We start from the raw sequence: 20,041 nt of genomic DNA on the forward strand, positions 1-20,041 counted from the left end.
GTCTACAATAAAACACCGCTTAAAAATAAATAGGCCATAGAAAAATAAATGAGCAAACCAGTTACATCAACAAGCGTGGCAACAAAAGGAGTGGATGAAGCAGCCGGATCGGCTCCCAATCTCTTTAAGATCAACGGAAGCATAGAGCCCATTAATGTGCCCCACAGAACAATACCAATGAGGGAACAGCCCACCGTTAATCCAATGAGCATGGCATGATCACCAAAGGTTGTGGTAAACGAACTCCATACAAAGATCACAGAAAGTGCAATGATGCATAACGAAGAACCTAAGAGCAATCCCGAAACGATCTCTCTGCGCATGATGCGCCACCAATCGGCAATGCTTATTTCTCCCAGCGCCATTGCCTGGATAATGAGTGTAGATGCCTGCGAACCGCTATTGCCTCCACTTGAAATGATAAGTGGGATGAAAGTGGCAAGAACCACCACTTTGGCAATTTCATCCTGGTAACCCTGCATTGCCGAAATAGTCAGCAGTTCACCAAAAAATAAAATGATGAGCCACACTACCCGTTTTTTAAAAAGCTTAAAGATGGGTGTTTCAATATAGGGCTCATCCAAGGCTTCGGTACCACCCATTTTCTGCATGTCTTCACTAAATTCTTCATTGGCTACCCACAACACGTCATCAATGGTTACAATACCCAGCAGTTTGTTGGTATTACTTACCACGGGAAGTGCCACCCGGTTATTCATCTTAAACGCTTCGTTGGCGGTTTCCTGGTCGTCATACACATTCAGGGCAATAAAACGGCCGTCGATAATTTCTTCCACTTTCTTATCAGGCGCAGCAAGAATAATATCCCTGATGCGGATGTCATCAACCAATTCCCCTTTTTCATTGATGATGTACAACACGTTGATGGTTTCACTGTCTTTTCCGTATTTACGGATGGTGTCAAATACTTCGGCAACGGTGTTATGAGGATAAATGTAAACGTAATCAGGGGTCATCAAACGACCGATACTATTCTCCGGGTAACCCAGCAACGACAGGGTGATTTTCCGTTCTTCGGGGTTCAGTAATTTGATCAGTTCTCTTACCACACTGCCCGGCAATTCTTCAAGAAATGAGGTGCGATCATCGGCAGGCAATTCATTAAGCAACTCTGCTGTTTTAAAAGGCGGGAGCTCTTTAATGATCTGTTTTTGCGTGGGCAGATCCAGGATCTTAAACACGCTGGCAGCTCTATGTACACTCATATTTGCCAGCATCTGGCTTTCATAATCGGGAAATTCGTACACCAGTTCGGCCACATCGCTGATGTTCTGGTTATTGAGGAATTCCTGTATCTCCAGCTTGTCTTCACGTATCATCAGTTCTTCAAACTGCTCCTTTAATGATACTTCCTGTTCCAGTTCAAGACTCATAATTCAACTGTTTTTAAATAAGTGTTGCTGTTGATTTCTGCATTTTGGCTAAAGTTAGTTTCTTTGATTGAAAGACTACTTCACGCAACAAAAGTTCATCATGCGTTTAACCTGTTTGTTTATTGCTGATACCGAAGAGAAAGGCCGGGCTGTGTTTACGAATGAACCCATTGCTGCGGGAACGATCATTGAGTCTTCGCCTGTAATTGTCATGAGTGCCGATGAACGCAAGCTACTTGATCAAACCCTGCTGCACGATTATATTTTTGAATGGGGACCTGAACATGATGAATGTGCACTTGCACTTGGGTGGATATCGATTTACAATCATTCTTACAGAAGCAATGCAGAATATTTCATGGATTTCAACAGCAGCATGATGATGATCAAAACGGTGCATAAAATTGCAGCGGGAGAAGAAATTACAATAAATTATAATGGGGAGTGGAATGATGAGAAGAAAGTATGGTTCGATGTGAAGGATTGAAACAGCCTGGTATCGTAGTTTTACGATGCCAAATTTTAAAAATAGTTTGCCATTTTATTGCTTTCCTCCTGTTGGCGAGTTACTTTTGCATTAACACCATCTTCCTGAAAAAAGCCTCCCTTTAATCTTCCTACCTACGGAAACCAGTTAACAATTTAAACTCTTCTACATGATTAGAAAGTTACTCTTGTTGCTGGTTGTAATAACAATCTTGCAAAACACATCTTACTCTCAGGGCGCTGAAATTTACGGTAATTGTTTTTATAGAAGCACAACAGAAACCATTGTTGTTCGTCTCGCATTAAGTAACCCCACAGGATCCAATCAAGGTCAAATGCGCCTTATGGGGATGCGTTTTGGATTTCAATATAACGCAGATCAGGTAACCTACGAGGGTTATTACAGTTATATGACTGGCCTTAACGACGGCAGTTATTTACCCTTTATTGGTCCTGATACACAAGCCGGGGGGGCTGATATTGATCCAAATCTGTTTTCAGGAACAGGGTTAAGAACTGCGCCTATACTCAATCCTAATGGCACATCTAAAATTATGACTGTTCGTTATATTAACAGATCGACAGCTGATTGTGATAACGGTTTAGGAATACCTGCTGGTACTACAGCCATATTATTGGATATATTCTTTAAACTTAAAAACCCAGGGGTAAGGCCTCCATCATATTATCATTTAACTGACCCGGATTATGGCTTTGGTGATCCTCAATTTATAGCGCAATTTTTCGACAAACAAAACGGTGGGCACACTGCGTCTCTTACGGATAGTTATAAGGAAATTGGAGTTACTGCAATCCGTGAAGGGAACTCCAATAATCCTTACCAGCCTTTTGATATAAGTGACTGTGATAACCAGAATTATAACCCAATTACAATTGGCAAGGATGATGTTAATTTCATTACTCCAATTAATGGAGTGTTATCAGGCAAAGCAATTGATGCAACTGTTCAGGACAAAGACAATCATGTGTTGGTAAATTGGAAATCTGAATACAATCAATTAGTTGATTACTTTGAAGTACAACGCAAAGAGGGTAATGGTGAATTTAAAACAATTGGTTTGGTGATGAGTAAAGAAGGTAATGAAGCCGTTCAGTACGAGTTCAAAGATAAAATCACCGCACGTGATGTTGAGCCATCCTATCGCATTAAAGTAATTAATAACGATAAGATCATTACCTACAGCGACGTCAAAAAAATAAGATTAGGAAGTGAACAAAGCATAAGCGTGAAAGTGTTTCCGAATCCAAGTTCAGAAAACATTCGAATCAATCTTCCTGCGGTTGAGAATGGCAGCATGTTTGTTTGTCGCATGTATAGCACAGAAGGCAGGATCGTGAAGGTTTCAAATGTATCTGCGGCTAATCCTTCGGTTGATATTAGATCGTTAAGTGTTGGTTCTTATTTCATGGAACTATACAATCCTAAATCTGGTAAACGTTTCTATACACAGTTCAGCAAACAATAATAAATAGTTACTTGCTGACTCTTTTCAAAGCTTCCCTTTCACTTAACGGTGAAAGGGAATGTTTTTTTACAAACGCCTTTACCCACTTTTCATCCGTTTTGGAGTACTCTCTTAACGCCCAGCCAATAGCTTTCTGAATGAAGAATTCTTTTGAATTTTTAAGAGCAAGAATATGCTTACCTAATAAATCTGCATCCGTTTCCTCCTTGTACATTTTCTGAAACATAATACTGCTGCGTTGAAGCCAGAAATTGCTGCTCTTATTCCATTTACCCGTGAGCTTTTGTCGTTGCTCAGGAAATTTTTTAAAGTATGGTCCGGTTAATGCTGTAGCAGCATGATCAACAGTTTCCCACCAGCTTTTATGTGTGAGTATGTATTCAATAATGTTGATGGTTTGTTTTGTCCATTGTTTTTGATAACAAGCAAGTAATTCTATACCCACATATTGCATTTCTCTTTTTGGATGTTGCCAACAGTCTTTAATAATGGCTTCAACTTCTTTAAATTCGGGTAACTCTTTCTTAAAATATTCTTTACTGAGTTTGCGCCACTCGGGAGCTTTCAAGCCAAAAAAATCAAATTGGTGCAACATATAAGCTTTCATGCCTTCTGCATTACCGGCATTGGCATGTTGCTCAAATAATTTTATAAGTGGAGTGAGATATGAATGCATCTTTACCTTTTACCAACTGATTCCATAATCTTCTCCATGATTACTGCTGCCGCCCCAAAAACTTTTATGCTTCCAATCGAACCAGATTGCATTGATGGGTCCACTTGTTCTGTCATCAAACGAAAGTGTATAACCCATCTGTCGTAATTCTTTACGTACCCATTCAGGTGTGTTATCATGCAACAATAAACTTCCTGGTTTTGGTTGGCGATCTTCATTTTTACTTCCACCCAATGACAGCCACAGTTGGTTGGTATTAATGTTAGCTGCTTCGCATGCCTCCTGAACAGTCATACCAAACTCAACAATATTCAAAAAAAACTGCAACAGGTTTTGATCCTGTGTATCGCCGCCTTGCACAGCAAATGATAAAAATGGTTTGCCATCTTTCAATGCCATGGTTGGGGTTAAGGTTACTCTTGGACGTTTGCCTGTCTCAATTACATTGAAGGGATTTAACGATGCATCCAATACAAAGCTTTGTCCACGCTGACTCATGCCAACTCCTGTATTACCGGCAATGGTTGCTGGTAACCATCCGCCAGAAGGAGTAATAGAAACCACCCAACCTTCTGCATCAGCAGCTTCTACTGACGTGGTGCCGGCCCACAAACGTTCCATGTATGCTTCATCAATAGCTGCAACAGCTTCATTGCGCACATCATGTGCAGGAGCGAAGTTTCTGTTTTGAGTAGAAGTGGTATCTAAACTATAGCCTCTTTTTTTCAGCACATCAACAAATGGATTTGTTTTTCCTTCAAATGGATAAGGATCACCGGGTCCAACGTTTGTCATGTTCCGTTCCATCGAGATCATTCTTGCACGTTGCTTTGCATATGCTTTACTTAGCAAGCCCTGCATTGGTTCTGACGGTGGAAAAGCAGGATCGCCATAATAAAAATCACGATCAGCAAATGTCATATTCATGGTTTGATAGAGCGTATGAATATATCTCGTGCTGTTATAACCCATATTTTTCAAATCAAAATTCTCCAGGATGTTGAGGCTTTGCAATAACATCGGCCCTTGTGTCCATTGCTGCAGTTTGTACACTTCGATGCCTTTATAATTCACATGCATGGGTTCTTCTTCAATGGGTTTCCAGTTGGCCAAATCATTCATGGTAATTAAACCACCCTGTTCCTGGCAACCACGAACAAACTCTTTTGCAATATCACCTTTGTAAAAACGATCATACGCCGCCATGATGGCTTCTTTACGACTCTTTCCTTTTTTCAAGGCATCCTGTTCTGCTTCCACCATTTTGCTGAGTGTTTCCAATAGATCTTTTTGTACAAAAATTTCTCCTGCTTCAGGAGCTTCTCTTTTTTCACCAGGATGCGGAAGAAATACTTTTTTACTGTAAGGCCATTCTTTGATGCGTTGTTTACCACGTTCCATACTGTTGGCCGTTTGTGCATCAATAGGATAACCTGACGCCAGTTGCATAGATGGTGCAAGCACCTCTTTCAAACTCATGCTGCCATAGTTTGCCAACATCAGGCATAATCCACCAACGGTGCCGGGTGTAACTGCAGCAAGCGGACCATACTCCGGAGGAAAATTATACCCTTTACTTTTATAGAATTCAGCTGTGGCACCGGTTGGTGCAACACCCAATGCATTGATGCCAATTACTTTTCCTGTTTTCGGATTGTAAATGAGTGCCTGTGTTTCACCACCCCAGCTTAATACATCCCACATGGTGCAGGTTGCTCCCAACATGGCACAAGCGGCATCAACAGCATTGCCACCTTTTTGAAAGATCATAGAGCCGGCTGTTGCTGCCAGTGGTTTTCCTGTGATGGCCATCCATTGTTTTCCATGAAGCGGAGGTTTCTGCGTTTGTTGGGCAAATAATGATAACGAAAACAGGAAGGCTGTTGCCAGACTGAATAATTTTCTCATGCGTTGGAGTTTAGTCTTTTAAAGTTAGGGATAGAACAATTGCAATTCAGGCTGTTTGATAGATGGTTAATGGAAGAAAGCAAACGGTTGTGGTGCAGTATTAACATGGCCTCTTTGATTGCCTTTTTGAAACGAATTGATTTAGTCGTAAATTGATAGTTGCAATTGGTTGATTTTTTACTGCGATTAGTTATTGCAGATGCTAAATGTACATGAACATGAAACAATTTATATCCATCAGAGAAAAGCGTGTTGCTGCAGCTGTTTTGTTTGTGGTGTTGGTTGCAATTGGATTGAACCAGTTGTTGTATGAAAAGGAATATGCACAGCTTGATAAAAACATGTCATCTTTATATAAAGACCGGCTAATGCCTGCCGGTTATTTGTTTGAAATCAGTGATCATCTTTATCAGAAAAAAATACTGCATATGGATGAGGCTGTAGCAGCAAAAGATCTGGTGCAGCAATTAAAGAAACATGATGACGCTATTGCTACACTTATAAAGGCATACGAAACAACCTATCTCACAAAAGACGAACAACAGCATTGGAATTATTTGTTGACGAGTCTTGAAGCTTATAGAAGATCGGAAATGAATCGCATAAGCCAAGTCAATTCATCGGCGTCATATGATTTGCAGTTGGACAAGAATTTTCAGCGGGCCCAAGCCGCACTTGGTCAACTAAATGCATTGCAGGCGAAGGAGGGAAGTTTGTTGCAGCGAAATTCAAAGGCTATAATAGATGATACTGTTATTCAATCGTACCTGCAGATTTCAATGCTGATAGTGCTGGCGGTTATCGGTATGATTTTATTGCTTGCACGTGATAATCCTTTCTTTCCGGGTGAAAAGAAAGCCATATTAAATTGATCAGTATTTCATTTTCAACGGACTTATTTTCCATTTCTCAAATGCAACCAATGCTTCTTCACGAAGTAATTGTTGAGTTGTAAGTTTTCTTCCCGTGTGAGAAAGATCGATCTCATCATAAATAAATTTATCATCGAAATCAACCGCAGCCGCATCTTCTTTTGTAGTGCCGAAATAGATCTTTGCTGCCCTTGCCCAATAAATTGCACCGAGGCACATGGGGCAAGGTTCACAACTGCAATAAATTTCACAACCATCAAGTTGATAGCTGCTCAATGATTTACATGCATTGCGGATAGCAACTACTTCTGCATGAGCAGTAGGATCATTTGTTGAGGTTACTTCATTTACACCGGTGGCGATGATCTTTCCATCTTTTACAATTACAGCAGCAAAAGGTCCGCCCTTTCCGTTCTCTACATTTTCAATGGAAAGACGAATCGCTTCACGCATGAAATCTTCTTTGGCAAGTTGTTCTTTCATAGTTATTCAATTTAAAATTATCCTTAAGATAAAAAATCCCCCGACGTAGCGGGGGATTAAATTTATAAATTGTTCAGTCTGCTTAAAGCGTCCCGATCAATATGATTATGCTTTTGCAAATTCTGAACGAATCACATTCAACGCACCACCGGCTTTAAACCATTCGATCTGCTGTGCATTGTAACTGTGATTAACAGTAATAGTTTCACTGCTTCCATCAGCATGATTCAATACCAATTCCAATGGTACTCCTGGTGTGAAAGAAGTTAAACCAATTACATCAAGCGTATCATCTTCAAGGATCTTATCGTAGTCTTCTTTGTTAGCGAATGTTAACGCCAACATACCTTGCTTCTTCAGGTTTGTTTCGTGAATACGTGCAAATGATTTCACCAATACTACACGAACACCTAAGTGACGTGGTTCCATTGCTGCATGTTCTCTTGAAGAACCTTCACCATAGTTTTCATCACCCACTACAATTGATCCAACGCCTGCAGCTTTGTATGCACGCTGAGTATTTGGCACAGTGCCATATTCTCCGGTCAACTGATTTTTTACAGTATCCGTTTTTTCATTGAAGAAATTGGTAGCACCAATCAACAGGTTGTTACTGATATTATCTAAGTGACCACGGAATTTTAACCATGGACCAGCCATCGAAATATGATCAGTTGTACATTTTCCTTTTGCTTTGATGAGGAGTTTCAAACCTTTGATGTCAACACCTTCCCATGCAGAGAACGGATATAACAACTGCAAACGCTTACTGTCTGGCTTCACATCTAATACAACTTTGCTTCCATCTTCAGCAGGAGCCTGGTAACCTGCATCTTCAACAGCAAAACCTTTTGTTGGTAATTCATCACCACTAGGAGGATCGAGTTTTACCTGTTCACCTTTATCATTGGTTAATGTATCTGTGAGCGGATTAAATGTAAGATCACCGGCAATTGCCAATGCTGTTACTAACTCAGGGCTCGCAACAAACGCCAATGTATTTGGATTACCATCGGCACGCTTTGCAAAGTTTCTGTTGAATGAGTGAACGATCGTATTACGTTCTGCTTTTTCAGCACCAACCCTGTCCCACATACCAATACAAGGTCCACATGCATTTGCAAATACAGTCGCACCAATTTTTTCAAACACACCTAAGTAACCGTCACGTTCAATGGTGTAACGAACGAGTTCACTACCGGGAGTGATTGTGAATTCAGATTTTAATGTCAATCCTTTATCACTAACCTGTCCGGCAAGACTTACTGCACGGCTGATATCTTCATACGAAGAGTTAGTACAACTACCAATTAAACCCACTTCAATTTTTGTAGGCCATCCGTTCTTTGCAGCAGCTTCTTTCATTTGAGAAATTGGTGTAGCTAAGTCCGGAGTAAACGGTCCATTCAAATGTGGTTCCAATTCACTGAGGTTGATCTCAATTACTTTATCAAAATATTTTTCTGGGTTTGCATATACATCAGCATCACCTGTTAAGTAGTCTTTGATTTGATCTGCAGCATCAGCAACTTCTGCACGGCCGGTTGCTTTCAGGTAACGGCTCATGCTTTCATCGTAACCAAATGTTGAAGTGGTTGCACCAATTTCAGCACCCATATTACAGATAGTTCCTTTACCGGTACAGCTCATGCTTGTTGCACCTTCGCCAAAATATTCAACAATAGCGTTGGTACCGCCTTTTACAGTAAGGATGCCAGCCACTTTTAAGATTACATCCTTAGGAGCTGTCCAACCATTGAGTTTACCGGTCAGCTTCACACCGATCAGTTTCGGCATCAATAATTCCCAGCTAAGACCAGCCATTACATCGCAGGCATCAGCACCACCCACACCAATGGCGATCATACCCAAGCCACCGGCATTTACAGTGTGACTGTCGGTACCGATCATCATACCACCGGGGAATGCATAGTTTTCCAACACCACTTGGTGAATGATACCGGCACCTGGTTTCCAGAAACCAATGCCATATTTATTTGAAATAGAAGAAAGGAAATTGTAAACCTCTTCGTTGTCGGTAACAGCTTTTACCAGATCCTGCTTGCCTTCAGTTTTTGCAACGATCAGGTGATCGCAATGCACCGTAGAGGGAACAGCAACCTTCTTACGACCGGTCGTGTCAAACTGCAGCAAAGCCATTTGTGCTGTTGCATCCTGCATCGCCACACGGTCGGGTGCAAAATCAACATACGCTTTTCCTCTTTCGAAGTCTACGGGTTCAACTCCTGTCCAGAGGTGGGAGAATAATATTTTTTCTGCCAGTGTTAAAGGGCGACCCAATGCTTTGCGGGCGGCATCCACTTTGGCAGGCATTTCGCTGTACAATTTTTTGATGAGGTCGAGATCGAATACCATGAAGAAGAATTTGATAATGATGAAAATCAGCTCATCTGAAAATTCGAAAACTGGCTTGGTAGATTGGCTCAAAGAGGAGTGCCGGGTTGAAAAAACCCTCCATTCGCACATTTTCAAACTCTCAAATTTGCAATTTGCTTGTTGAGGTTGCGAATTTACCGATTTACAGGAACTTTTTAAACCATCTGCCCGAAAGAATTGTTGAATAAAGTACTTTTACAGTACAACTGAACACTATGAACCGTTTACGGCACATCATTGAATGGAACGTATTTGGCGTTTGCACTTGGTTAGGGGAAAAAATGGGTATTGCCACCAGCACTATCCGGAAATATTTTATTTACATATCCTTCCTCACCATGGGATCGCCATTGATTATTTACTTCTTTGTTGCCTTCTGGATGAACGTTCGTCAGTACATCTGGTTCAGAAAACGGAACCCTCTGCGCTACTAATGAGATTCGTCATTGCATTTTGGTAATTGATTGTTTAAATTGAGAAAACAATCAGGGTTATGTTTTCGTTTGAGTATACACATTCCAGTTATAAAGATATGATCAGCGATCTTGCAGCAAAGCTGCAGGTGAAACTGAAAGATAACTGGTTGTTCTTCCCTGAAGAAATTGCCAGCGGTTATTACCGTGTACTTCAACTCTCGAATGGGCTCGATGTAAATGTCATTAATTGCCGTATCAATAAAGATTGGCTCGTCAGTCGTAAAAGCGATACGAAAGAGTATTATACACTTCGTTTTGATGAACTTATCGTAGAAAAAGAAATCCGTATTGGCATTGACAATGATGTGGTAGACAGAAAAAAAGAAACTGTTGCTGTTGCCTATCTCACCAGTTCTCTTTTCGATTGGTATTACCACGGTACCAAGGGTACTATATTCAAAGGAGTAAATATTCTTATACCCAGAGATTGGTTAGGTAAATTAATGGGCATTGAAACATTTGATGATATACTGCCTGCATACATCGCCTTGAGAAGCCGCAGCTTTACAATGGAACCATTGGATGCAGTGTATTTTCAATTGATGAATGAAATAATGGAAGAGGATCCTGATACTCCTTTTCCCCGGTTATATATTGAGAACAGAGTGCAGTTGTTGATGGAGCGTTTCTTTACACGCATCCATTCAAGAGTATCACTGGCAGATGTACAGAGTAATATTAAACCGGATGATATTTATACCGTCTTGAAAATTGAAAAAATATTAGTCGAAAATTTTTCTAATAAACCAAAATCCATTGAAGAGCTCTCACGTAAGGCAACGATGAGTTCTACAAAATTGAAGAAGATCTTTAAATCGGTATTTGGTATGCCCATTTATGAGTATTACCAACAGAAGAGAATGCTAAAGGCAGGCGAATTATTATCGACAGGAAAATATTCAGTAAAGCAGGTGGCTGTAACAATTGGCTATACGAACGTGAGTAATTTTGTAACTGCATTCAAGAAGTATATGAAGGAAGAACCTTCAAACTTTATAGAAGCGTGAGTTGATAAACATAGTAAAACCAGGTGCCATGATAGTTGTGCACTTAAAACATACGAACTACAAAGAAGTACTTGCAAGTATTTCAGAACAACTGCACTTGCAGTTGACAGGTGATATTCTGCAACTGACTCCTGATATTGGCGATGGCTATTTTAAAGTAGTTGAATTGCCAAATGGTTTGCAGGCAATGCTCTCCGATTTACATTATCATGTTGATGTAACATTCAAACGTGAAAAAAGTGACGAATACTTCTGTATTCTTCATTTTAATGATGCTGAGTTAAGTGACTCTCTTCATTTTTTACACAACGGCAAACAGATGTTTGACAAAAGTGCAAGAAGGGCAGGGGTAACGCTCAGCTCGAGTGCAAACGATATGAGTTTTACCGTAAAAGGAAATACCAAAGCGAAAAGTATTAATATTCTTTTGCCGGGCCGTTGGATAAACGATAACCTTAATCGTTATAACGAGTTGCAGGTACTGTCTCGTTATAACGCAATGCGTAACACACTTGTGCATCCAGAACCATTTGATGCGCAAAACAGGGTGTTGTTCGATGAAGTATTTCAAACAGATGAAGCGAATCCTTTGCAGAGCATGATCGTGAAGAACCGAATTATGTTATTGCTTGAACATTTTCTTTCTAAGATCTACCGTAAGATGCAGGAAGAGCCAACGCAGCCGCCACGCAAGATCAAAGCATCTGACATGGGTAAGTTGATGGAAATAGAATCATTACTGGTTCGTGATTTTGGGCAACCACCACCAACCATTGCTTTGCTGGCTGAAAAAAGCGGAATGAGCGTGTCGAAATTAAAATCTGCTTTTAAGCGGGTGTATGGCACAGGCATATATGAGTACTACCAGAAGAACCGGATGCAGAAAGCAAGATCAATGCTGCTCACCGGCCAATACAACGTAAAAGAAGTTGGAACACAATTAGGCTACAGTAACCTCAGCAACTTCTCTCTTGCTTTCAAAAAAGAATTCAATGTCCTGCCGAGCCAGGTATAGAAATATTTATTTTCTATATATTTTAATTTCCCCTAACTTTAAGAAACTGATCTCATTAGCACTTCTAACTCCTTGAAGCAACATCGCTCCGTTTTTAATTCATGCATCCTTTGAGCCTCCCATCTCACACATTGTAATTCACATGCTACCTCTTACTGGTATTTCTGCGTGCGCTTAACAGTTCCCTGTTTAGCAGCAAGTCTGTCGTTGCATCCTAGTGAAAACGTATGTTTATCCAACGCCCCCACAAAAAAGAGGCTCTTAATTAAGAGCCTCGATTTTTTTGTATCGGTTATTATGATGTTATCTCAAATCAAACAACAAACCAAGCTTTACCTGTAGTTGTTGCAACGGACTGTTATACAACTGTGCCACCGTATGGTTGTGAATATGATTTGTATTGATGTTTACAAACTGCATGGTGAGTGGTTTGGTTTCATCGTTTGTTGGTTGTGTAGCAACCGGTTGTTCCAATTGTTTCACATTTACATAGTCAACACGATTACCATGAATACGGCTTACAGAAAGATTGATGGATGTTCCGTTAAATGGATTGCATGCTGCTTTTGACCGAAGCTTCATCAACAAACCTGCGCCATAGCCCCATGTCATTGAACCTTTGCGGAAAGTGACTTCATTTTCCAATGGCTTACAATCGTCACGATCATTTTCATCATATACATTAATACGAACTCTTGTACCTAATGATTGATAACCACCCAACATCTGCACATAAGGAGTAATTGCTTTGTTCTTTACTACTTCATAACGAAGATTGAGATGATTGAAGTTGGCGAAGTTGATATAGTTCACCGGGTATTCAGCAGCAGTACTCATATCTTCATTCTGAAAACTTTGAGTTAATTTCTTTTTACCGAATCGGCCTGTTCCTGTTTCGAACGATACTACAAACTGCTTACCTGCAAATGGTAAACGATAGCCAGCCTGGAAGTTGTAACCATGTGCTGCATTAATGTTTCCGGCCATATCACCAAGCGGCGATTGATTACTGTAACCAAAGCCAAATTCAAATTGAGCAAAGGAGGTGAGGTACAGGCAAACGCCTGCAATGATGAGTAAAGTTTTTTTCATGTGTTTATTTTTTGCTTTTATTTTTTTGCCACATAGTATGCCCATATCATCGTGGGTTAGTATGATTAACTCATGGGCATTTCATATAAAGAGCTTTTGATGCTCTTTAAAGTTCGTGAAACTTATTGTTAAATAAAAGCTGAAAATAATGATCAGATCGCTTTTCTGAGCATCACCAATTGCTCCAGCAAACCTTTCAGTTTATCGAGTTGCAACATATTTGCACCGTCGCTTTTTGCAACAGCAGGGTTAGGATGTGTTTCAATAAATAATCCATCAACGCCTGTTGCAATAGCTGCTTTGGCAATTGTTCCGATCAATTGCGGATTACCGCCGGTAACACCGGTTGTTTGATTAGGTTGCTGCAATGAGTGTGTACAATCCATGATCACAGGAACATTCAATTCTTTCATCCAGGTAATGTTGCGGTAGTCAACAACAAGATCTGTATAACCAAACGTGTTTCCTCTTTCAGTGAGCATAATATTGTTATTGCCGGCTTTGCGGATCTTCTCAACCGCAAACTTCATAGATGGTCCGCTAAGGAACTGACCCTTTTTTACGTTCACAATTTTTCCTGTTTCGGCTGCCGCTTCCAACAGATCGGTTTGGCGACAGAGAAAAGCAGGTATCTGTAAAATATCAATATAGGGCGAAGCCATACCTGCTTCTTCGTGTGCATGAATATCGGAGGTGGCAGGCAGGTTGTAGGCCTTTCTTACTTTATCAATTAAACTCAAACCTGTGTCATCACCCAAGCCTGTAAAGGATGAAGCACTGGTACGGTTTGCTTTTCTGTATGATGCTTTAAATACATAAGGAATGCCTAAGTCCTTACAAATAGTTGACACTTTATCGGCCACTTCCATCACCAGTTCTTCACTTTCAACTACGCATGGTCCGGCAATGAGGAAAAAGTTTTTTTCGTCGTACGATTGATTGGTAAACAGGTCTTTCAGAAATTGTTCCATGCGGCAAAGATAAAGGCAAAGCCATATTACTTGCAATCACATGAATTTGATGCGCTGTGAAAGCCATTTTCAATCTAATGACATCAGAAAAATGGTGAAACTAATGATCAATTTTTATCAGCAGCTTATCCGGGGCTTGATTGCCCAAATAAAAAATCTGCAAACCATTCGCCCAGCTATAGGCATATCCATCAGCCGAAACATCGGGAATAAGCGGCACTTGTATCCACGCAGATGAATCAGCTTTTTGAATAAATACTTTCAATGTTTCTGATGATATATGCTCATTGAGTTCATTGATGACTGTACTATAGCCACCCCAATCTTCCATCCAGTTGATATCCTTTAAAATAGTTTCTTTCATCTTTCGAATCAAATAATCGATTTCTATTAGGTGTCAACAATTTGATATCTCTCCACAATGCTGTGCATATTCATTTCAATGATGAATATGCACAGCATTAATCATTTAGTTTCAATTTGCGTTTCGCCATACAAAATGGCTAAGTGATACAAAATGATGGCCTGAAATCTCATCTTTGTTTACATTATATTTTGTTGGATAGTTACCCGCTTTTTCAAATTTTAAAGGTTGTGCGTAATCTTTTGAAACTGACTGACCGCTTTGCATATAACCCAGCGTAATCATTGGTTCTATAAAATTGAAACGACCATTATAAGACCCAAGGATCATTACATGTGTAAAAGGGAGGAATGAGGTTGGTGGCATTGGCAGCCAATGTTTGCCCATAGCAGGCACGGCGGCAGTTGCGCCCGGAGGCGCAACATAATTAGCAGGCATATATCCTGCTGGTGGATAGTTGTTAAAATACACATCGGTTGCCGGCGACCATGCCGGTATAGCCATTCGTTCAGTCTCCGTCATCATGTAAAAATGAAAATCGAAATGTTGAGCGCCAAAAAAAGCATCCGGATGACCATGGGGATTCCAGTTCAAGGTCAAATGATCAAAGGGGGTTACATCTTTTACCTTTTGATGAAACGGAATATTCCAATGTGGCGATACTCCCACTTCTTCCTCATCGGGCAAATTTTCTAAAGCGCCGGGTGTAAACTCCAGGCCAAGTTCCAAGGGCTGATCATCATGAGTGATTTTGATCCAGCTTCTTACTTTACCATTACCCACCTGCACTTCGGGACCTTTAAAAATATTTACGTGTTCTTCCTGTGTGTTGGCTGCAACGGCCGATGTTTCAATGCTGAGGGATTCGTTTGAAAGACTGTTTTCCTTTGTGCAGGAAGCCAGGAAAACAAAAAATGCAAATGCTGTGATTGTTTGAATTGTTTTCATTTGTTTGAGTTTTTTAATGTTTAAAAGACAAGTATCAATTGGAAGATTTTTCAAAATTTTTTTGTTTTCATATTCTGATTAATAAACGATTTTTATATCCGGGGTGTCATTGCCAAGCTCGTCGCCATAAACTATCAAATGCCCATCATTTTCCACCCAATATCCATAACCAACTTGCGATACTGGAATTGCTTCTTCCCAAGTATTGGAATTATCTCTTTTAATAAAGACCCTGAATGAGGCACCTGAAGGCAGATGACTATACAAATTGGGAATGTCTATCCAACAACCCCACCAACATTGCCAAACCTGGTCATTGAAAATTATTTCATTCGTATATAGTTTGTTAACGGTGATAATTGTAGTGTCTTTATCAAAAAGTCCCAGGGAATCCGTCACAGTTAATTCAAAATGATAAAGCCCTTCTGCAAGATTTGTTGCCTGTGTCTGTGATGAATTGGCATTCACTATATTGAATGATGGCGGACCCGAAATTTTTGCCCATTGCCATGAAGCAATTCTTCCATCTGGATCGCTCGATGCAGAACCATTCAATAAAATGCTGTTGACAGGCAAGTTGGTTGTTTGATCAGGTCCTGCAACTGCGATAGGTGGTTTGTTTGGATTCTGTATAGTGGTGTTTGTTTGACAACCGTTACATGAATTCTCTTTTTTGCACGAATAAAAAGTTAACCCTGCAATTAGAAAAGTCAACGTTACTGTTTGAAATAAATGTTTCATATTTCCGTGTTTAAATAGCTATTGTGAAAAAGGTTAGCGTGGGGTATCAATTATCTTCTTATTCTACTTTTGAAAGCAGCACCAGCACCGGAGTAATCATTGCTATTGATTTAATTGAGTGTTTCATATCTCAGTTGTTTGAAGTAAAAAATATTATTATGGTTTATTTCATCCGAAAGATATCATTGTACAAAAACCGAATTAGCTACGGTAAGCCCTGGAATACTATATTCTATCCCATTTTTCCAGAGAGGGGCAGTTCCGTTGAAATACAAATTGTTGTTTTTATTTCCAACGGCATATACATGATTACCCGAAACGAATACTGAATTGGCAATATCGTTTTCATGACCAATATGTTGAGCCACGCCATTTTTCCAGATTGTCGCATCATCATTACTTCCACTCCAGTAACGCTGCCCGGCTACATATACATCACTACCGGATACGAATACGGAACTGGCTAGTCCATCAATATTTTGAGTTTGGCCATTTTTCCAGAGTGTTGCGCCACAGCTGCCGCCAACTGCACTGCACATTGTCATTGTTACATAAACATCATTTCCGGATACAAATACAGACGGATCCGTATCGGAGTAAATACCAATAACCTGTGCCACACCATTTTTCCAAAGGGCAACGCCATTATACCACCCAGCTACATACACATCGGTGCCAGATACAAATACAGAAGTAGCAGTACCCCCCTCGCTAAGGTTTTGTTCTACGCCATTTTTCCAGATTTTGGCTACACTGTTGCCATTTGCATTTACTTCCCACCCTGCTACGTATACATCGGTACCTGATACAAATACAGATTTAGCTTCGGCATTATATTGCCCGTTGCTAAGATTTTGCGGCACACCGTTTTTCCAAAGTTTTGCTACACTCTTGCCGCTTGCATTTTGTTCAAGTCCTGCGACATATATGTCAGTGCCTGACACGAACACACAATTGGCACCTGCATGATATTGTCCATCACTAAGGTCTTGTAGTACGTTTTCTCTCCAAATTCTGGCTATCATTTTGCCACTTGCATTCATGCCCCATCCTGCTATATATACTCCGCTACCATTGAATGTTGGAGAGAGTACCGTTACAACTAGGGTATCGCTATCAAACAATCCTCCGGCATCCGTTACTTTCAGCTCAAACCAATAAACACCTGAGGTAAGCGAACTTGCTTTTGTAATTGCATTCCAAGCGTTCGTGATCGTTGAAGAAGCAGGTCCCAGGATTTTTGTCCATTGGTAATTTGTGATATTTTTATTCGGGTCGGCTGAACCGCTGCCATTAAGCATGACGCTATTAGCGGGGATAGCAATTGTAGTATCTGTACCAGCATTAGCCACAGGCGGTTGATTGACATTGGGGTCATCAACTCTTACCTTTAGAGTATCCCTCGCAAACAATCCTACGGCATCAGTTACCTTCAGTTCAAACAGGTAAATACCTGAAGTAAGCGAACTTGCTGTTGTAATTACACCAGAGGCATTCGTGATTGTTGAAGAAACAGGCCCCGAGATTTTTGTCCATTGGTAGCTTGTGATATTGTTGTCCGGGTCAGCAGAACCGCTGCCATCTAACAACGCAGTATTCGCAGGCAATGTGACAGTAGTATCCTTACCTGCATTTGCAACCGGTGGTTGGTTCATTTGCGGATCATCTACCATTACCTGTATGGTATCTTTTGCCTGCAAATCTCCATCATCAGTAACCGTTAGTTCAAACAGGTATACGCCTGCCGTAAGGTTTTTTGCAGTTGCTTTTGTAGCCATAGAATTGGTAATGATGAAAGAAACAGGGCCGTTAATTTTTTTCCATTGCCAAACAGTTATTTTGCCATCAGGATCATTTGAGGAAGAGCCATCAAGCAAAACACTATCTTTTGGTAAAGTCATGCCTTGGTCAGGTCCGGCAACAGCGATGGGAGATTTGTTGGTTTTACAACTTTCACATGATCTATTTTTTTTACATGAGTAAAAAGCTAAATTGGCAATTAGAAAAATCAACATCACTGTTTGAAATAAATGTTTCATACTTCTGTGTTTAAGTATCTATTGTGAAAAGGATTAATGTGCAGTATCAATCATTTTCTTATGCTTTGTTGTTCCAGTACATTACCATATCATTATCAACAAAACCCGGAGCATCGGGTTGATGGCTTTGTTTAAATTGTATTGATGTTTTTTCAGCTGTTTGTTGTGTTTCTTTCTGACAGGAAATAAGAAAAGCGAATACAAAAAGAATATTCGCTGCTATGAATTTTGAAGAGTGTTTCATAATGCTTGTTTTTTGGTTGATGATTTTTGATTGCCGAACAAAATTATTTTCACCAACAGGCATTTTTTTGCATTTGCGGCAAGAATGGATTCCGGAGCGACAGAAAGATGTTTGTACGGGTTATACCCGATGAAAGAATACATGCCTTTTTATCTGCGATAAAAAAACTTTGTCGCAGCAAACCCGCTGTTTCGCTCATTTCCCGCTCACCACTTTCAATTGCTGTTTAAAAGAATTAATTTTAAGACATGTCCTCATCAACCGGATTTCAGGAGTTTATATTTTCTGAAAAAAGAAGCGACCGCATTAAGCAGCATCTTTTGTTCTGGGCTATCTGGTATCTGTATCTTGCATTTACGAATATTGCATATCCTATTGGCTATGAGGAGTGGGCTTATTTCAAAAATCCACTTCACTCAATCTCCGAGAGCTTTTTTATAGTATTTGCACAGGCACCGGCGGTTTATATCATGCTCTATTTTATATTCCCAAGATTTATTTTAAAGAAAAAATACCTGGTAGGCCTGGTATTCATGATCTTGCTTTGGCTTTTGTGCTTCAGTGTAAATTTTGTTGTACAAACTAAAATATTGCAGCCATTCCAGGCAATGATACTGCCTTCTGAATATGTACCTCAAAAATTACGTCCCGAAGGCCTGTCGTTTTATCTGGCATTAATGTCAACCAATAAAGCTGCATTTACTATTACCGCAAGTGCATTGATGCTGAAATTCGGGAAGCACTGGTATCATCATCAGCATCGCAGCCTGCAACTGCAGAAAGAAAATACAGAAGCACAACTGCAATTGCTCACAGCTCAGGTGCATCCGCATTTTTTATTCAATACACTTAATAATATTTTTTCTAAAACACAAACAGAGTCACCTGGTGGTTCAAAAATGATCATGAGCCTTTCGGATATGTTGCGTTATATTTTATATGAAGGTCAAAAAACGCTGGTACCCTTAAAACAAGAGCTGACGATGATCACTGAATACATCAACCTTGAAAAGATCCGCTACGGAAATAAGCTGGATGTGCACATGCTGACACCGCACAGGGTAGATGGTATTTACATAACACCGTTGTTATTACTTCCTTTTGTTGAAAACTGTTTTAAGCATGGTACCAGTAACATGCTTAAAAACCCATGGATAAATCTTACTGTTGAAATAAAGGATACAACACTTGTAATGAAACTGATGAATGGTAAAACTCATTTGCATGAAAATGGACAAAGCAAAGCAGGAATTGGTATTAGCAATGTTCGCAAAAGGCTGGAGTTGTTGTACAAGGAAAAGCATGACCTGCACATACGTGAAGATGAAGAAGTATTCGTGGTAGATCTGAAAGTGGAGTTAGTGAGAATTGAAAATAAAGAGCAGGTTGATCCGGTATCTGTTTTACAATTACCCGTTGCGCATGTTTAGAATAAACTAAT

19 protein-coding genes are annotated in these 20,041 nt (G+C 40.1%); 7 read left to right on the top strand and 12 right to left on the bottom strand.

Annotation, left to right across the window (positions count from 1 at the left end; translation table 11 throughout):
• Positions 1-2: 2 nt before the first annotated feature.
• Positions 3-1,394 carry a magnesium transporter gene (gene mgtE / locus H4075_RS04185; protein ID WP_182804444.1) on the bottom strand — a complete coding sequence of 464 codons (1,392 nt, stop codon included), beginning with the start codon at positions 1,392-1,394 and terminating at the stop codon, positions 3-5.
• A gap of 100 nt (positions 1,395-1,494) precedes the next feature.
• Between mgtE and H4075_RS04190 the strand changes: the two genes are divergently transcribed.
• Positions 1,495-1,881, top strand: coding sequence for an SET domain-containing protein (locus H4075_RS04190; RefSeq protein WP_182804446.1), 387 nt, complete (start codon positions 1,495-1,497; stop codon positions 1,879-1,881).
• 169 nt (positions 1,882-2,050) lie between these two features.
• Complete coding sequence (locus tag H4075_RS04195; protein ID WP_182804448.1) at positions 2,051-3,367, top strand: T9SS type A sorting domain-containing protein; 1,317 nt, start codon at positions 2,051-2,053, stop codon at positions 3,365-3,367.
• 7 nt (positions 3,368-3,374) lie between these two features.
• On the opposite strand, the gene H4075_RS04200 is transcribed toward H4075_RS04195, so the two are convergent.
• Both H4075_RS04200 and H4075_RS04205 read right to left on the bottom strand, forming a co-directional pair.
• Positions 3,375-4,043 (bottom strand): DNA alkylation repair protein, encoded by a 669-nt coding sequence (locus H4075_RS04200; RefSeq protein WP_182804450.1) that lies wholly within the window; start codon positions 4,041-4,043, stop codon positions 3,375-3,377.
• Between the two features lie 9 nt (positions 4,044-4,052).
• Entirely contained in the window at positions 4,053-5,951 is a 1,899-nt protein-coding gene (locus H4075_RS04205; protein ID WP_182804452.1) for a gamma-glutamyltransferase family protein, read from the bottom strand.
• Positions 5,952-6,169: 218 nt separating this feature from the next.
• On the opposite strand from H4075_RS04205, the gene H4075_RS04210 reads away from it, so the two are divergent.
• Positions 6,170-6,823: an MCP four helix bundle domain-containing protein gene (locus tag H4075_RS04210; protein ID WP_182804453.1), complete on the top strand. Its 654-nt coding sequence runs from the start codon at positions 6,170-6,172 to the stop codon at positions 6,821-6,823.
• Here the strand turns inward: H4075_RS04210 and H4075_RS04215 are convergent, their stop codons facing one another.
• A complete protein-coding gene (locus H4075_RS04215) occupies positions 6,824-7,306 on the bottom strand; it encodes a nucleoside deaminase (protein WP_220494846.1) in 483 nt (160 codons plus the stop codon).
• Between the two features lie 105 nt (positions 7,307-7,411).
• Positions 7,412-9,682: an aconitate hydratase gene (locus H4075_RS04220; protein WP_182804455.1), complete on the bottom strand. Its 2,271-nt coding sequence runs from the start codon at positions 9,680-9,682 to the stop codon at positions 7,412-7,414.
• 236 nt (positions 9,683-9,918) lie between these two features.
• Between H4075_RS04220 and H4075_RS04225 the strand changes: the two genes are divergently transcribed.
• Genes H4075_RS04225 through H4075_RS04235 form a run of 3 tightly spaced genes read left to right on the top strand, consistent with a single transcriptional unit; the run spans position 9,919 to position 12,201 of the window.
• Positions 9,919-10,137 (top strand): PspC family transcriptional regulator, encoded by a 219-nt coding sequence (locus H4075_RS04225; protein WP_182804457.1) that lies wholly within the window; start codon positions 9,919-9,921, stop codon positions 10,135-10,137.
• Positions 10,138-10,196: 59 nt separating this feature from the next.
• The gene (locus H4075_RS04230) at positions 10,197-11,186 is read left to right on the top strand and encodes a helix-turn-helix domain-containing protein (protein ID WP_182804459.1); all 990 of its coding nucleotides are present in this window, start codon (positions 10,197-10,199) and stop codon (positions 11,184-11,186) included.
• A 28-nt stretch (positions 11,187-11,214) separates the two neighbouring features.
• Positions 11,215-12,201 (top strand): helix-turn-helix transcriptional regulator, encoded by a 987-nt coding sequence (locus tag H4075_RS04235; RefSeq protein ID WP_182804461.1) that lies wholly within the window; start codon positions 11,215-11,217, stop codon positions 12,199-12,201.
• A gap of 303 nt (positions 12,202-12,504) precedes the next feature.
• On the opposite strand, the gene H4075_RS04240 is transcribed toward H4075_RS04235, so the two are convergent.
• From H4075_RS04240 to H4075_RS04270, 7 genes are all read right to left on the bottom strand, one after another.
• The gene (locus H4075_RS04240; protein WP_182804463.1) at positions 12,505-13,293 is read right to left on the bottom strand and encodes a hypothetical protein; all 789 of its coding nucleotides are present in this window, start codon (positions 13,291-13,293) and stop codon (positions 12,505-12,507) included.
• A gap of 152 nt (positions 13,294-13,445) precedes the next feature.
• Complete coding sequence (gene kdsA, locus H4075_RS04245) at positions 13,446-14,264, bottom strand: 3-deoxy-8-phosphooctulonate synthase (RefSeq protein ID WP_182804465.1); 819 nt, start codon at positions 14,262-14,264, stop codon at positions 13,446-13,448.
• 100 nt (positions 14,265-14,364) lie between these two features.
• Positions 14,365-14,628, bottom strand: coding sequence for a hypothetical protein (locus H4075_RS04250; RefSeq protein WP_182804467.1), 264 nt, complete (start codon positions 14,626-14,628; stop codon positions 14,365-14,367).
• Between the two features lie 111 nt (positions 14,629-14,739).
• Entirely contained in the window at positions 14,740-15,576 is an 837-nt protein-coding gene (locus H4075_RS04255; RefSeq protein WP_182804469.1) for a DUF5602 domain-containing protein, read from the bottom strand.
• 78 nt (positions 15,577-15,654) lie between these two features.
• Entirely contained in the window at positions 15,655-16,317 is a 663-nt protein-coding gene (locus H4075_RS04260; protein WP_182804471.1) for a PKD domain-containing protein, read from the bottom strand.
• A 182-nt stretch (positions 16,318-16,499) separates the two neighbouring features.
• The gene (locus H4075_RS04265) at positions 16,500-18,356 is read right to left on the bottom strand and encodes a PKD domain-containing protein (protein ID WP_182804472.1); all 1,857 of its coding nucleotides are present in this window, start codon (positions 18,354-18,356) and stop codon (positions 16,500-16,502) included.
• Between the two features lie 58 nt (positions 18,357-18,414).
• Positions 18,415-18,600, bottom strand: coding sequence for a hypothetical protein (locus H4075_RS04270; RefSeq protein ID WP_182804474.1), 186 nt, complete (start codon positions 18,598-18,600; stop codon positions 18,415-18,417).
• A 248-nt stretch (positions 18,601-18,848) separates the two neighbouring features.
• Here H4075_RS04270 and H4075_RS04275 point away from each other — a divergent pair, with 248 nt between their 5' ends.
• A complete protein-coding gene (locus H4075_RS04275) occupies positions 18,849-20,030 on the top strand; it encodes a sensor histidine kinase (RefSeq protein WP_182804476.1) in 1,182 nt (393 codons plus the stop codon).
• The last annotated feature ends 11 nt before the right edge of the window (positions 20,031-20,041 follow it).

Source organism: Lacibacter sediminis (assembly GCF_014168535.1).
GTDB lineage: Bacteria > Bacteroidota > Bacteroidia > Chitinophagales > Chitinophagaceae > Lacibacter > Lacibacter sediminis.

Bases quoted from the DNA above. Each gene is read 5' to 3' on its own strand.
- mgtE (WP_182804444.1), bottom strand. From the start codon at position 1,394: ATGAGTCTTGAACTGGAACAGGAAGTATCATTAAAGGAGCAGTTTGAA.
- H4075_RS04190 (WP_182804446.1), top strand. From the start codon at position 1,495: ATGCGTTTAACCTGTTTGTTTATTGCTGATACCGAAGAGAAAGGCCGG.
- H4075_RS04195 (WP_182804448.1), top strand. From the start codon at position 2,051: ATGATTAGAAAGTTACTCTTGTTGCTGGTTGTAATAACAATCTTGCAA.
- H4075_RS04200 (WP_182804450.1), bottom strand. From the start codon at position 4,043: ATGCATTCATATCTCACTCCACTTATAAAATTATTTGAGCAACATGCC.
- H4075_RS04205 (WP_182804452.1), bottom strand. From the start codon at position 5,951: ATGAGAAAATTATTCAGTCTGGCAACAGCCTTCCTGTTTTCGTTATCA.
- H4075_RS04210 (WP_182804453.1), top strand. From the start codon at position 6,170: ATGAAACAATTTATATCCATCAGAGAAAAGCGTGTTGCTGCAGCTGTT.
- H4075_RS04215 (WP_220494846.1), bottom strand. From the start codon at position 7,306: ATGAAAGAACAACTTGCCAAAGAAGATTTCATGCGTGAAGCGATTCGT.
- H4075_RS04220 (WP_182804455.1), bottom strand. From the start codon at position 9,682: ATGGTATTCGATCTCGACCTCATCAAAAAATTGTACAGCGAAATGCCT.
- H4075_RS04225 (WP_182804457.1), top strand. From the start codon at position 9,919: ATGAACCGTTTACGGCACATCATTGAATGGAACGTATTTGGCGTTTGC.
- H4075_RS04230 (WP_182804459.1), top strand. From the start codon at position 10,197: ATGTTTTCGTTTGAGTATACACATTCCAGTTATAAAGATATGATCAGC.
- H4075_RS04235 (WP_182804461.1), top strand. From the start codon at position 11,215: ATGATAGTTGTGCACTTAAAACATACGAACTACAAAGAAGTACTTGCA.
- H4075_RS04240 (WP_182804463.1), bottom strand. From the start codon at position 13,293: ATGAAAAAAACTTTACTCATCATTGCAGGCGTTTGCCTGTACCTCACC.
- kdsA (WP_182804465.1), bottom strand. From the start codon at position 14,264: ATGGAACAATTTCTGAAAGACCTGTTTACCAATCAATCGTACGACGAA.
- H4075_RS04250 (WP_182804467.1), bottom strand. From the start codon at position 14,628: ATGAAAGAAACTATTTTAAAGGATATCAACTGGATGGAAGATTGGGGT.
- H4075_RS04255 (WP_182804469.1), bottom strand. From the start codon at position 15,576: ATGAAAACAATTCAAACAATCACAGCATTTGCATTTTTTGTTTTCCTG.
- H4075_RS04260 (WP_182804471.1), bottom strand. From the start codon at position 16,317: ATGAAACATTTATTTCAAACAGTAACGTTGACTTTTCTAATTGCAGGG.
- H4075_RS04265 (WP_182804472.1), bottom strand. From the start codon at position 18,356: ATGAAACATTTATTTCAAACAGTGATGTTGATTTTTCTAATTGCCAAT.
- H4075_RS04270 (WP_182804474.1), bottom strand. From the start codon at position 18,600: ATGAAACACTCTTCAAAATTCATAGCAGCGAATATTCTTTTTGTATTC.
- H4075_RS04275 (WP_182804476.1), top strand. From the start codon at position 18,849: ATGTCCTCATCAACCGGATTTCAGGAGTTTATATTTTCTGAAAAAAGA.